At 69.1% G+C, this 13,779-nt stretch carries 10 protein-coding genes; 4 read left to right on the top strand and 6 right to left on the bottom strand.

Features of this window, described 5'->3' with window-relative positions:
* The first annotated feature begins 5 nt into the window (after window positions 1-5).
* The gene (locus tag ISN75_RS12270) at window positions 6-344 is read left to right on the top strand and encodes a hypothetical protein (protein ID WP_343819899.1); all 339 of its coding nucleotides are present in this window, start codon (window positions 6-8) and stop codon (window positions 342-344) included.
* Here the strand turns inward: ISN75_RS12270 and ISN75_RS12265 are convergent.
* From ISN75_RS12265 to ISN75_RS12245, 5 genes are all read right to left on the bottom strand, one after another.
* Window positions 321-2,729, bottom strand: a complete 2,409-nt coding sequence (locus tag ISN75_RS12265) for an ATP-binding cassette domain-containing protein (RefSeq protein ID WP_168647291.1) — start codon at window positions 2,727-2,729, stop codon at window positions 321-323. The genes ISN75_RS12270 and ISN75_RS12265 overlap by 24 nt on opposite strands.
* 200 nt (window positions 2,730-2,929) lie before the next feature.
* Window positions 2,930-3,340, bottom strand: coding sequence for a VOC family protein (locus ISN75_RS12260; RefSeq protein ID WP_167256377.1), 411 nt, complete (start codon window positions 3,338-3,340; stop codon window positions 2,930-2,932).
* Window positions 3,341-3,384: 44 nt separating this feature from the next.
* Entirely contained in the window at window positions 3,385-3,858 is a 474-nt protein-coding gene (locus ISN75_RS12255; RefSeq protein ID WP_243868100.1) for a helix-turn-helix transcriptional regulator, read from the bottom strand.
* 8 nt (window positions 3,859-3,866) lie between these two features.
* Window positions 3,867-5,939, bottom strand: coding sequence for a hybrid sensor histidine kinase/response regulator (locus tag ISN75_RS12250; protein WP_167256335.1), 2,073 nt, complete (start codon window positions 5,937-5,939; stop codon window positions 3,867-3,869).
* Window positions 5,932-7,425 carry an ATPase domain-containing protein gene (locus tag ISN75_RS12245; RefSeq protein ID WP_423385064.1) on the bottom strand — a complete coding sequence of 498 codons (1,494 nt, stop codon included), beginning with the start codon at window positions 7,423-7,425 and terminating at the stop codon, window positions 5,932-5,934. Before ISN75_RS12245 ends, ISN75_RS12250 begins: the two co-directional genes overlap by 8 nt.
* A 444-nt stretch (window positions 7,426-7,869) precedes the next feature.
* Between ISN75_RS12245 and ISN75_RS12240 the strand changes: the two genes are divergently transcribed.
* Complete coding sequence (locus ISN75_RS12240) at window positions 7,870-8,580, top strand: alpha/beta hydrolase (protein WP_167256331.1); 711 nt, start codon at window positions 7,870-7,872, stop codon at window positions 8,578-8,580.
* Window positions 8,581-8,642: 62 nt separating this feature from the next.
* Here ISN75_RS12240 and ISN75_RS12235 read toward each other — a convergent pair whose 3' ends face one another.
* Window positions 8,643-9,701 carry a helix-turn-helix domain-containing protein gene (locus ISN75_RS12235; RefSeq protein WP_167256329.1) on the bottom strand — a complete coding sequence of 353 codons (1,059 nt, stop codon included), beginning with the start codon at window positions 9,699-9,701 and terminating at the stop codon, window positions 8,643-8,645.
* 216 nt (window positions 9,702-9,917) lie between these two features.
* Between ISN75_RS12235 and ISN75_RS12230 the strand changes: the two genes are divergently transcribed.
* Together ISN75_RS12230 and ISN75_RS12225 are read left to right on the top strand one after the other, a co-directional pair.
* Complete coding sequence (locus ISN75_RS12230) at window positions 9,918-12,251, top strand: winged helix-turn-helix domain-containing protein (protein ID WP_343819895.1); 2,334 nt, start codon at window positions 9,918-9,920, stop codon at window positions 12,249-12,251.
* A gap of 523 nt (window positions 12,252-12,774) precedes the next feature.
* Window positions 12,775-13,545: a response regulator transcription factor gene (locus ISN75_RS12225; protein ID WP_343819893.1), complete on the top strand. Its 771-nt coding sequence runs from the start codon at window positions 12,775-12,777 to the stop codon at window positions 13,543-13,545.
* Window positions 13,546-13,779 lie beyond the last annotated feature (234 nt).

Below are 13,779 nucleotides of genomic sequence, written 5' to 3'. Positions count from 1 at the left end.
ATGACATGACCTGCCTTTTCGCTGTACTCGATTCCGACATCCATGTTTCCCGCCGCGCCTGCGCCGGGCTGCACGCGCCTTCGACGTTCTCCTGGACCGGCATCGCCGGCCCGGGCGACGTGCCCGCACCCACGCCCGACCCGGTGAAGCCGCCGGGTCCGCCTGCGCCGGATCCCACGCCGCTGCCCGATTCGCCGGAGATTCCGCCACTGCCCGAACCGCATACGCCGCCGGTCACCGATCCGGACGTTCCGGCCCCGGTGATCGACCCGGTGCCGCCGCCGGATCAGCGGCCGCGGGCATGGTTCGGCATCGGCGCCCTAGGCAGTCGCGCGCGTTTTTGACTTGCCGCCCTTGCGTGCGGCGGAGGCCCCGACGTAGTCGGCCAGATGCTGGCCGGTGAGCGTGGCGCGCGTATCGACCAGCTGCGCCGGCGTGCCTTCGAACACCACGCGTCCGCCGTCGTGGCCGGCGCCGGGGCCTAAGTCGATGATCCAGTCCGCATGCGCCATCACCGCCTGGTGGTGCTCGATCACCAGCACCGACTTGCCGGCATCGACCAGGCGGTCGAGCAGCGCGAGCAATTGATCCACGTCGGCCAGATGCAGGCCGCTGGTGGGTTCGTCCAATACGTAGATGCCGCCTTTTTCGCCCATGTGCGTGGCCAGCTTCAGCCGCTGGCGCTCGCCGCCGGAGAGCGTGGTGAGCGGTTGGCCGATGCCCAGATAGCCCAGGCCCACATCGGCGAGGCGTTCGAGCACCGCATGCGCGGCCGGCACGCGGGTCTTGCCGGCGCCGAAGAATGCCAGCGCCTCGTCCACCGGCATCGCCAGCACCTGGCTGATGTCCTTGCCGCCGAACGTGTACTTCAGCACCTCCGCCTGGAAGCGCCTGCCTTCGCATTCCTCGCAGATGCTGGCGACGCCGGCCATCATCGCCAGGTCCGCATACACCACGCCGGCGCCGTTGCAGGTGGGGCAGGCGCCTTCGGAGTTGGCGCTGAACAAGGCGGGCTTCACCTGGTTGGCTTTCGCGAACGCATTGCGGATGGCGTCGAGCATGCCGGTATAGGTGGCCGGATTGCTGCGGCGCGAGCCGCGCACCGGCGCCTGGTCGATCGCCACCACGCCGTCCTGGTTCGCCACCGAGCCGTGGATCAGCGAGCTCTTGCCGGAACCCGCCACGCCGGTAAGCACGGTGAGTACGCCGAGCGGAATATCGACGTTGACGTTCTTCAGATTGTGCGTCTTCGCGCCGCGCACCTTCAGCGTGCCGGTGGGCTTGCGCACCGACGGCTTCAGCGCGGCGCGGTCGTCCAGATGCCGGCCGGTAAGCGTGCCGCTGGCGCGCAGTGCCTCGACGCTGCCTTCGAACACCACCTTGCCGCCGGCGGAGCCGGCGCCGGGACCCAGGTCGATCACGTGGTCGGCGATGGCGATCACCTCCGGCTTGTGCTCCACCACCAGCACCGTATTGCCCTTGTCGCGCAGCTGCAGCAGCAACTCGTTCATGCGCTGGATGTCGTGCGGATGCAGGCCGATGGTCGGCTCGTCGAATACATAGGTGACGTCGGTGAGCGCCGAACCCAGGTGCCGGATCATCCTGGTGCGCTGCGCCTCGCCGCCCGAGAGCGTGCCGGCCGGGCGCTCCAGCGAGAGATAGCCCAGGCCGATCTCCACGAAGGAGTCCAGCGTATGCAGCAGCTTGGCCAGCAGGGGCGCCACCGAAGGCTCCTTCAGGCTGCGCACCCACACGGCCAGGTCGCTGATCTGCATCGCGCAGGCGTCGGCAATATGGAGCTTGCCGATCTTGGACGAGCGCGCGCCTTCGCTCAGCCGCGTGCCGTTGCAGTCGGGGCAGGTGCTGAAGGTGACCACGCGTTCGACGAAGGCGCGCACGTGCGGCTGCATGGCGTCGACGTCCTTGGCCAGCATGGATTTCTGCAGCTTCGGGATCAGCCCCTCGTAGGTGAGGTTGATGCCGTCGACCTTGATCCTGGTCGGCTCCTTGTAGAGCAGGTCGTGCAGTTCCTTCTTGCTGAACTTGCGGATCGGCTTGTCCGGATCGAAGAAGCCGCAGCCGCTGAAGATGCGGCCGAACCAGCCGTCCATGCTGTAGCCGGGAATCTTCAGCGCGCCTTCGTTGAGCGACTTGGCGTCGTCGTACATCTGCGCCAGGTCGAAGTCCGTCACCGCGCCGCGGCCTTCGCAGCGCGGGCACATGCCGCCGGTGCGGTTGAAGGTTTCCTTCACCGTTTTCGTCTTCGCACCGCGCTCGACGGTGATCGCGCCGGCCGCCTTCACCGTGGGCACGTTGAAGGCGAACGCGCTGGGCGGACCGATATGCGGCTTGCCCAGGCGGCTGAACAAGATGCGCAGCATGGCGTTGGCATCGGTGGCGGTGCCGACGGTGGAGCGCGGGTCGGCGCCCATGCGTTCCTGGTCGATCACGATGGCCGTGGTCAGGCCTTCGAGCACGTCCACGTCCGGGCGCGCCAGCGTGGGCATGAAGCCCTGCACGAAGGCGCTGTAGGTCTCGTTGATCAGCCGCTGCGATTCGGCGGCGATGGTGCCGAACACCAGCGAGCTCTTGCCGGAGCCGGAGACGCCCGTGAAGACGGTGAGCCGCCGCTTGGGGATGGCGACGCTGACGTCCTTGAGGTTGTTGACGCGGGCGCCGTGGACGCGGATGAGGTCGTGGGGGGAGGCGGGTGGCTTGGCCTTGCTCATCGTTGGTCCTCTATCTATCGAGGCGTAGGTTGGGGTGAGCCGCAGGCGACTGCGAAGGCAGGATGCCGTAGCGAACATCCGCATAGCGGATGGCCCGAAGGGCGGGCTGCTGATGCAGCCCGTAACCCCAACAGGCCCTGCATCGCGCTGCCACGTTGGGGTTCGCTGCGCTCACCCCAACCTACGCCGTAGCTTGTTGTTCAGCGCAGCTGCTGGATCCGCAGCATGTTCCCCGCCGGATCGCGCACCGCGCAATCGCGCACCCCATACGGCTGGTCCGTCGGCTCCTGCACGATGTCCGCATCCCGCGCCTGCAGCTTCTCGAACGCGCCGGCCAGGTCGTGCGTGGCCAGCAGCAGGATGCCGAAGGTGCCCTTGGCCATCATCTCGGCGATGGTGCGGCGCTCCTCGTCGGTGATGCCGGGACTGGCTTCCGGCGGGTACAGCACGATATTGACGGCGGGCTGGCCGGCGGGGCCGACGGTGATCCAGCGCTTGCCGCCGTAGCCGACGTCGTTGCGCACTTCGAAGCCCAGTGTGTCGCGGTAGAAGGCCAGCGCGGCGTCGGGGTCGTTCTGGGGCAGGAAGCTGGAGTGGATGCGGATGTCCATGGCGAAGCTCTCAGGTGGGTTGGCGTGGGGTCGGTCCACGGCGCTCAATCTATCTGGGGCCCGGTTTCCGCCGCTTCTCGATTCCTGATCGGTCGCGTGACCTGCCGCGCCACGCAGGAGGGCAGGCCGCTGGTGATCTGGGCCTGCTGCTTGCGGTAGGCGCCGGGCGACATGCCCACCAGCTCGGTGAAGCGCGTGCTGAAGGTGCCCAGCGAGGCGCAGCCCACTTCGAGGCAGACCTCGGTTACGGCAAGGTCGCCGCGGCGCAGCAGCGACATGGCGCGTTCAATGCGGCGCGTCATCAGATACGAGTACGGCGATTCGCCATAGGCGAGGCGGAACTGCCGGCTGAGATGCCCGGCCGACATGCCGATGTCGCTGGCCAGCGCTTCGACGTTGAGCGGCCGGGCGTACTCGCGGTCGATGCGGTCGCGTACGCGGCGCAGGCGCGCCAGGTCGCGCAGGTGAGTGGAAGATGCGGGCTTGTCGCTCATCGCGCGGATCGTGTCACGCGCCATGCGGCGGCTCAAGTGAGGCTTGCGCGCCCCGTGGCGCCGACCAGCGCATCCATCACCGCCTGGCTGAATGCATCCAGCGCGAACGGCTTGGCGATCATCGCCATGTTCGGCCCCAGGAACTCCGACTTCACCGCCGCATTCTCCGCATAGCCGGTCATGAACAGCACCGGCGTGGCCGGGTGCCGCTGGCGGAACAGCTCGGCAAGCTGGCGCCCGTTCATGCCGGGCAGGCCCACGTCGGTGACCAGCAGGTCGACGTGGCCGAGCGAGGCGAGCTGCGTCATCGCATCGTTCGCATCGCATGCGGTCACCACCACGTAGCCCAGTTCCTCGAGCAGGAAATTGACCAGCAGCCGCACCTGCTCGTCGTCCTCCACCACCAGGATCAGCTGCCCTTCGCCCTTGGACGCTTCCACCGCCTGGTGCTGCGCGGCGGCCACGGCGGTGCTGGGCGCGACCGGCAGGTAGAGCGAGATGGTGGTGCCGCCGCCGGGCGAGGACTGCAGGTCGACGAAGCCCTTCGACTGCTGCACGAAGCCATAGATCATCGACAGGCCAAGGCCGGTGCCCTGGCCGATCGGCTTGGTGGTGAAGAACGGCTCGAACACCCGCTCCTTCACGGCCGGCTCCATGCCGACGCCGTCGTCGGCCACTTCCACCACCACGTAGCCGCCGGCATGGGCCTCGCTGCCGTTGTGCGGGAACGGTATGGACGCGGCGCCGCGCGTGGCGATCCGCAGTCGCCCGCCATCGGGCATGGCGTCGCGGGCATTGATGCACAGGTTGAGCAGGGCGCTTTCCAGCTGGTTGGCATCCACCAGGGCCTTGTCCAGCGCGCCGGACAGCTCGATCGCGATGCGGATGCGTTCGCCCAGGGTTTGCGTGAGCAGCATATGCATGGACTGGATCAGCGCATTGACGTCCACCGGATTCGGATCCAGCGACTGCCGCCGCGAGAACGCCAGCAGGCGCTGGGTCAGCGCGGCGGCGCGGCGCGCGGATTCCGTCGCCGCGCGCACCACCTTGGCGGTGCGTTCGTCGTGCGCGCGCAGGGTGACGATGTCCAGCGCGCCGATGATGCTGGTGAGCATATTGTTGAAGTCGTGCGCGATGCCGCCGGTGAGCTGGCCCACGGCTTCCATCTTCTGCGCCTGGCGCAGCGCGGCCTCGCTTTCCGAGCGCGCCTGCATTTCCTGGCGCAGCGCGGCGGTGCGTTCCTCCACGCGTTTCTCCAGCCGTGCCGCGGCCTGGCTGATCGATTCCAGCGCGTCCTTGCGCTCGGTGATGTCGGTGGCGAACAGATGCATGCCGTCGATGCGGCCATCGTCGAGCCGGCGCGGCAGGTAGCGGACTTCCGCCTCGCGCCGCCGGCCGTCGGGATGCGGCCAGGCCAGGTCGATCAGTCCGGGCTTGCCGGCCAGTGCGTTGCGGACCGCCTCGGCATGCGCGGCCCAGCACGCCGGCCCGAACACTTCCTCGAAGGTCTGGCCCGGCATGCCGGCGGGGTCGATGCCGAACCAGTCCTGGTGCGCGCGGTTGGCGAAGCGGTAGCGCAGCTCCGGGTCGATCAGCGCGATCAGCACCGGCAGCGCGTCGGCGATGCGCCGCAGTTCCGCCTCGCTGTCGGCCAAGGCCTTGCGGCTGGCGGCCAGGTCGTCCATGCGGTCGCGGATCTCGAACTGCTTCTGCCGCGCGCGCATGGCGGCTTCCACCGCGCTGAGCAGGGAGGCCGCGCCGATCGGGCGCTCCAGCTCGATCAGGTTCAGCACGGTGCGCGGCAGCGGCGAGGTGTGCGCATCGCGCGAGGGCCGCGCGGACTGCAGCACCACGAACGGAATATCCGACCAGGCCGGCTGCGCGGCGAGCGCGCGCTGGATCGCTTCGGTGCCGTGCTCCAGCGCCTCCTGGGTGAGCAGGATCACGCCGGTGCGCTGGTCGATCGCATCGGCCAGCGCGCGCTGGTCCGGATACAGCGCGGTCTGGTAGCCATGCCTGGCCAGCACGTCGGCGAGGTTTTCGCCATCGCGCTGCCAGGGCGCCACGATCTGCACCCGATCGCCGCGCGGCGCCGCCTCAGGCATCCCGGCTTTCCAGCAGCGGGCGGCCTTCGCCGATGAACTCGGGCGTACCTGTCAGCACGCCGCGGAAGTTGGCCAGCGGCTCGCCGACGCGCAGGCCCCGGCCGTCGATGAAGAGCTCGCGGATGGTGTCCTCGTGCTTGCCGCTGCGGTTCTTGATCACCGAGATGGCCTTGCGGATGCGTCCCTTCGCTTCGAAAAAGCGCAGCAGGATCACCGTGTCCGCGATATAGGACACATTGAGCTGGCCGGTATCCAGGCTTCCCACCAGGCCGAACAGCGGGTTGATCAGGAAGGTGGTCACGCCGGACTGATTGAGGAAGGCCAGCAGCTCGTGCATCTGCAGCAGCAGGTGCTTCTCCTGCGGCATGGCCGAGAGATAGCCGTTGAGACTGTCGATCACCACCATCTTGCATTGCTGTTCCCGCACCGCGCGGAACACCCGCCAGGTGAATTCGCCGGGCGACATTTCCGCGGGGTCGACCTGGACGACGTCGAGCAGGCCTTGCTCGATGTAGCGGGAGAGCGGGATGCCCATCGTTTCCGCGCGGCCGAGCAGGGTGCTGATGCGCTCGTCGAATTCATAGACCTGGCAATGCTCGCCGCGCGCGCAGGCGGCGCCGACGTACTGCAGGGCCAGCGTGGTCTTGCCGGTGCCGGCGGGGCCGGTGAGCAGGGTACTGGTGCCGCGCAGGAAACCGCCGCCGGTAAGCGCATCCAGCTGCGGCACGCCGCTGAGGGTGGCCTCGTTATCGAAGGGCACGTGATGCCCGGCGGCGACCAGCCGCGGATACACCTGCACGCCGCCGGTATGGATGCTCAGGTCGTGGTAGCCGGCGATGAAGGACTGTCCGCGCAGCTTCTGCACCTGCAGGCGCCGCCGCGCCGCGCCGAACTCCAGCGCGAAGCGTTCCAGCGAGATCACGCCGTGGCTGATGCTGTGCAGATGCGTGTCGCGGTCGCGGCCTTCGCTGGTGAGGTCGTCGATGAACAGCACCGTGGTGTTGAGCGGCGAGAAGAACTGCTTGAGTGCCAGCACCTGGCGGCGGTAGCGCAGCGGGTCCTGCGCGAGCAGGCGCAGTTCGGACAGGCTGTCGAAGACCACGCGCACGGGTTCGATCCGCGCCACTTCCTGCCGGATCAGGCGGACGGTTTCGCCCAGCTCCACTTCCCAGGAATGGAACACCGACTGGTTGCGTCCCTCGCCGAGCACTTCTTCCACCGACGACAGTTCGAACAGGTCGATGCCATGCAGATCCCAGCCATGCGAAGCGGCGACCTCGACGAGCTCTTCGGCGGTTTCCGACAAGGTGATGTAGAGGCAGCGCTCGCCCGACTTGACGCCTTCGAGCAGGAACTGCAGCGAGAGCGTGGTCTTGCCGGAACCCGGCTGTCCTTCGAGCAGATAGAGATGGCCGGTCGGAAGTCCACCCTGCAGCACGGCATCGAGGCCGGGCACGCCGAAACGACAGCGGGAAGAGACGGGCATAAGCTCATCCAGTGGTGCGGGGGGCCTATTCTTGGGAAGCAGCCGAAGAAATCCGTGGGGACACCGTGAAAGCTGCGTAGACATTTACCGCGAATGGCGCGGCTGCGCCGATACGGCGCGACGCACGGCTGGCCTCCCATGACGCGGCGCCGGCCCCAAATCACCTGGGTTTGCGGCCGCGGATACGGATACTGAAGCCATTCCGTGACCGGCCGCACGCATGCATTGCGTGTATCCGCACGGTTCGATGCGATGTCCCGCACGCTTCGGTTGGCAGGCTTTCGAGCTCGCTGCTGCGATCATCGCTACCCATGCGCCTTCCCGTGTTGCTGTTGCCGGGATACCAGGCGCGCCGTCGTCTCCGAGCATGTTCTTCTGGCCGCCATGTCACGTCATACCTCTCTGCTTGCACGGGAACGGATCCCGCCGCTTCGTGACCAGGGATTGGAATGGATCGACGATCCCCGTTTCGCGTTTCCCTTCCTGCTGCGCAAGGGCGGCTACGGCTATGTCGCGTCGCTGCTCGTGCTGCTGCACGAGGCGGGCGGCAGCGAAACGCAGTTCGCCGCGGTGGCCGAAGGTGTCGCCGAAGGCGTGGCGGTGGTGATGCCGCGCGCCTGCGTGCCCTTGCGGCGCGGCGCGTTCGCGTGGGATATGGCGGCGCTCGATGCGGGCGACCAGGCGATGAGCCCGGCGTTCCGTGCCAGCCTCGAGGGCATGCTCGGTTTCGTCGGCATGCTGCAGGCGTGGCTGGGCGTGGATGCCTCGCGCACCGCGGTCGCGGGTTTCGGCCAGGGCGGCCTGCTGGCGGCGTCGATGGCGCTGGATGCGAGTCGGCCCGCGCATGGGCTGGGCTTGCTGGGCGGGCGCCTGCCGGCGCCGGGCGAGCTGCTGGAGATGGGGGCGGAACAGGGGCATCTGCACGTGTTCGTCGGGCATGGCGTGCTGGACGAGCAGATACCGCTGGAGCACGCGGAGCACACCGTGGTGCAGCTGTCGCGCCATGGCGCCGCCTGCCGGCAGCGGCGCTATCTGGCCAAGCACGAATTGACGCCGCAGATGCGCGGCGACTTCAGGGCGTGGTTCAACGAGTCGTGGCTGGACCGCACCGTGCTGGCTTCGCCGCTCAAGGGCGGTACGCGCCTGTTCGGTTGATGCGCTGAGTTTTTTGGGCCGCGCCGCGCACCGCCATCGGCGTTGCGCAGCGCGGCTTTTTTTTACGCCGCTGCGCGGAAAACCTGGCGCAGCGGCGTGACCTTGGACACCTGTTCCGCCCGGTAGCTGCCGGGCGCCTTGCCGGTCCAGCGGCGGAAGGCGCGGGCGAAGTTGGCCTGGTCGGTGTAGCCGACCAGGCTGGCGATGTCTTCCAGGCGCAGCGAGGGATTGCTCATCGCGCGCAGGGCTTCGCGCTTGCGCACTTCGTCGACCAGGGTGCGGTAGCTCCAGCCTTCTTCCTGCAGCCGGCGCTTCAAGGTGCGGGTGGAGACGCACAGCGCCTTGGCGGCGGCTTCGATCGGGAAGCTCAGGTCCAGGCGGCGCTCCAGCAGGTGCTCGACGCGGCCCGCCCAGTCGCCGGGGCGGCGCACGCGCGCGTGTTCCTGCTCGCACTGCTGCAGCAGCACGTCCAGCACGCCCGCATGCGCGCTGGCGATCGGCGCCGCCAGGCTGGCGCTGGACACGATCAGGCGCACCTGGCCCGGATCGCCGGCCAGGGCCGGCATGGGATGGTGGCGCGTGGCGGCCACCGCGCGGCTCAGCGCACGCGCCGGCAGGTACAGCGCCATCGCCTGCGGCGGCAGCCCGGCCAGCTGCTCGCACAGACCCAGGGTGAAGCCGACGAAGCGGTCCAGCGCGAACGAGCGGCCGGGCAGCAGGGGGTAGAGGTCGCGGACGGTGAATTCGACGCCGCCCGGCACCACCGCCTGGCGCAGTTCGAAACCGCCGGCCAGGGTGGGGGCGAAGCGCGCCCACAGCTTCAGCGCCTCGCCCAGGGTCGGGCAGCTCAGCAGGGCGAAGCCGAGCACGCCGTGTTCGGCGACCCGGCAGGCGCGGCCGGCCAGGTGGCCGAGTTCCGGTACGCCCAGGCTTTCTACCCGGGTGCACCACTGGTCATCCAGGCGGAGGGCGACGCTGCCTTCGCTCCCGGCCTGGGCCAGCGGCCGGTCGAGTTCGTCGAAGGCATGCGTGACCGGTCCGCCGTGGGCGACCAGCAGGCGGCGCAGGGTGAAGGTATGGGCGGCAGGTACGACCAGGCGGTCGGGCGGCATCGGTGACATCGCGGTCTCCAGCTCTCCGCGGGCTGCGGAGCGATGAGACGCAAGTCTCGATTTCTACGCCGGATTGGCATTCGCGAGGGATGAACGAAGCATGCGTTTTCGATGTGCAGGGGGTTCTATATAAAGGAGTAGCGCCCCCGGGCCTGCTCCGAGGGGCTGCGCGGCGGACTTTTGCCACAGCCCACCGAAAGCGCCCCGGCCGTATCATGCGCGCCCATGCAGAAACCCGTTTATGTCATCGGCCGGTTCCGCCTGGATCCGCTGGCCCGCGAGCTGCGGCGGGACGGCGAGCTGGTCACCCTCCCGGCCAGCGCCTTCGATTGCCTGGTCTACCTGGTCGAGCACCGGCAGCGGCCGGTTGGCAAGGACGAGCTGATCGCGGCCGTCTGGGGCCGCACCGAAGTCAGCGACAACCTGCTGGCGCAGCACATCGTGCGCTTGCGCCGGCTGTGGGAAGGCGATGTCTCGTGCATCCGCACGGTGCCGCGGGTGGGTTACCACTGGGTGGCCGAGACCGCCGTCGAGACGGTCGAGCCGGACGCTCCCATGCACGAACGCGGCGAGGCCGAACACACCGCGGCCGCGGAGGACGCCGCCGTCGCGGACCTGCCCGCGCCGCCGCGCCGGCGCCGATCCGCCTGGATCGCCGGCCTGGCCCTCGCCGCCTGCGCGCTGCTTGCCGCCGGCTGGTGGTGGTGGCATGCGCGCGGGCCGGCGCCGGCCTCATCCGCGTCCGCGCCGGCGGCGCTGGTGGTGGTGCTGCCGGCCAAGGTGCAGGCGGAAGGCGAGTGGGGCTGGCTGCGTTACGGCGTCATGGACATCGTCGCCAATCACGTGCGCGCGGCGGGCCTGCGCACGGTGCCCAGCGAAACCGTGGTGGCCCTGTCCCGGGATGGCGCTTTCGGCGACGAGGACGAGGGCAAGCGCCCGTTCGACGCCACCTGGCAGGTGGCGCCCGAAGTCAAGTTCCTCGATGGCCGCTGGAGCATTCATCTTGGCCTGCGCTCGGCGCAAGGGCATGCCGACGCCATTGACGTGATCGCCAAGGACGTACTCGCCGCGGCCAAGCAGGCCTCCGACGCGCTGGTGCGGCGCCTGGGCGTGCCCGGCGTGGTCGCCGCGCAGTCGCCGACGCCGCTGGACGACTGGCTGTCCAAGGTGGCCGCGGCGCGGCTGGAAAACCAGATCGACCAGGCGCAGAAGGTGCTCGACGGGGTGCCCGAGGCCTGGCGCGACGATCCGAAGATCGAATACGCCCGCGCCGTTCTCGAATGCGACCGCGGCGAACGCGATGCCTGCGAGAAACGCCTGCGCGAGCTGCTGGCGCGGCTGGACCAGGAGCACAGCAAGGACCTGGCGCTGCGCGGGCGCGCGCAGCTCACCCTGGCCATGCGCTATGCCGGCGCGGAGCAGCTGGACCGGGCGGCGCCCCTGCTGGACGGGGCGATCCAGCTGCTGGAGCAGGCCAAGGCCAGCGACGAGCTGGCCAATGCCTACCTCAACCGCGCCTGGCTGGCGCAGTCGCAGGACAAGCTCGACCTGGCCATGACCTACCTGGGCAAGGGCCGCGCGACATACACCCTCACCGGCAATGTGTTCGGCATGGCGCGCGCCGATTTCGACATGGGCCTGATCGCCGCCAAGCAGGGCCAGCTCGACAGCGCCATGGTTTTCCTGCAGCGCGCCTACGACCAGGATGCGCGCTATGGCGCGCGCACCATGCTGCCGGCCGAGCTGGACGGCATGGCCAGCGTGGCCAAGCAGCAACTGAAGTACCGCGACGAGCTGGCCATCACCGATCGCTTCTGGCCGCTGAGCGCCGACCTGGTCGACGTGCACATGCGCCGCGAGCTCACCTTCGTGCGCGCCATCGCGCTGGCCGACAACGGCCGCATGCTGGAAGCCTCCTCGCTGGCGCATCAGCTGCTGCGCGAGATCGATCCGCGCGAAGACGCCATGCTCGCCGCCGAAGTGCCGGCCTTGCTGGCGCAGATGGCCTGGGAGATGGGCGACGACGCCGAGGCGGTGCGCCAGGCCAGGCAGGCCATGGCGCAGCAGGATGGCCTGGACCAGCAGGACCGCTCCGCCGCCTGGCTGGTGCAGGTGCGCGCGCTGGCGCGCGGCGGCCATGCCGACGAGGCCGCGAAGGAAGCCGAGCGCTTCGCGGCCTGGGCCGGGAAGCAGCCGCCCGGCGACGGCGACTGGCCGCCGCTGTATGCGGACCTGGCGCAGGCGGAGCTGGTGGCCGCGAAAGATGCACCGCGCGGCCTGGTTCTGCTGGAAGGCCTGCTGGCGCGTGCGCGCAAGGAGGGTGTGCCGGCCTTGATCGTCGACGTCGGCAGCTCGTATGCCGCGGCCTTGCTCAAGGCCGGGCAGGCGGACCAGGCGCTGACCGTCAGCGGCACGCTGTCGGCCTGGGCGCAGGACGACGTGCGCGTGGTGGCGCTGGAGGCGCGCATCTACCAGGCGCTGGGCCACGACGATGCGCGCGACAAGGCGCTGCAGCGCGCCCGGCTGCTGGCCGGCGAACGTCCGCTGCCATCGCACTGAAACGCTGACCGGCAATTGGCCCGTGCTGACATGGCCGGGCCGGCACCCCGGCACTAGCCTGTATCCACCTCGCACTGGCCCCACCTCCGGGTATCCACTCCCACCGGAGACAGCCGTGGAGGAAGCGGCGCCAACAGGGCGCGCAACGGTCTGCCGGCGCCGCGTTTTCCATAAACCGTTCTATCCGCCCGGGGAGGATGCTCCGGTCCGGACCGCCGCCCAGCCCTCGCCCCCGGGGACTTCGATGACGGTCGGGTTGCGGGTAATGACGGAGCCTCCCTAGGCTGTGGGCAGTGCAATGAAACCTCCGACTCATTGGCTGTACCGTTCGAACCGGCGACCTACCATCGCCGGTTTTTTTTTTGCGCGGCGCACCGTCGCGCCTGACTGCCGCCACCGCTGTTGGACGCATCGCTTTTGCGAAATCGCACAGCGCCTCTTATGTTTTTCCCTGGATCGATTGAAGGGCATCTTGCCCCCTGACTAGTCTCGCGCCGGGCGCAGCCAGGGCCGGATACCGGCTGTGTCCGACGACATCGATGCGGCATGGATGCGGCCATGCCTGGGGGTAGCGCGGTTGATCGAAGACAAGGGCGGCAAGACGCCCATCGGCGTGGTCGTCGCCGACCATGACGCACGCTTGCGTGAGGAAGAACTGCTGCCCGGCCTGGCCGCCCACGGCTTCGAGCCGGTCGGCGTCGGTTCCGCGGCCGCGCTGTACCGCTCGCTGGTCGGCGACCGCTACGACCTGGTCGTGCTGGGCGCGAACCTGCCCGACGAGAACGGCCTGGCCGTGGCCCGCCATCTGCGCCGCCACTCCTCGCTGGGCATCGCCATGCTGCTGGAGCTGCCGCCGCCGCGCGGCCACCAGGAAGCGCTGCAGGCCGGCGCGGACGTGTGCTTCGCCAAGCCGGTGGAAACCGAAACCCTGGCCATCTCGCTGCGGAATCTCGCCGCGCGCGTGGGCGGCGTGGCGGCGCGCGCGCGCAGCGGGATCGACTGGTCGTTGAAGGCCGACGGCTGGCAACTGGCGGCACCCGGGCGGCGCGCGCTGGCCTTGTCGATGCCGGAACGGATCATCCTCAAGCGCCTGTTCGCCATGCGCCAGGCGCCGGTGCCGCGCGTCGCGCTGCTGGCGGATCTGCTCGCCGCGCTGGACGAGTTCGATCCGGCCAGCCTGGAGCGCGTGGTGCACCGCCTGCGCCGGCGCGTGCTGCAGCGGACCGGCTTGCCGCTGCCGCTCGAAGCGATCCGCGGCAGCGGCTACATGCTGGTGCTGGAGGATGCGGATTAGCGCGAGGCATCGGCGCGATCACGGCGTGTTCACTACGCGCCGCACGCATCGCGCGTGATGCCAAGCACAGCTTGGAGCGCATGCGCCGCGCAGGCATGGGTGCGCGGGCGCCGGAACGAGAGGCTGGGAAATAAAGCGATATTTGGTGGAATTGTCCAAATATTTTCCTTCCGTTAGCTTGCCCCGCATGGACGCGGAACATGCGAAAGCGGCCTGCATCCATGCAACCTGTCT

Source organism: Dyella marensis (genome assembly GCF_049532885.1).
In the GTDB taxonomy this organism is placed as follows: Bacteria; Pseudomonadota; Gammaproteobacteria; order Xanthomonadales; family Rhodanobacteraceae; genus Dyella_D; species Dyella_D marensis.
The sequence above is the reverse complement of the archived record's forward strand: the minus strand, read 5'-3'. Positions and strand labels throughout refer to the sequence as shown.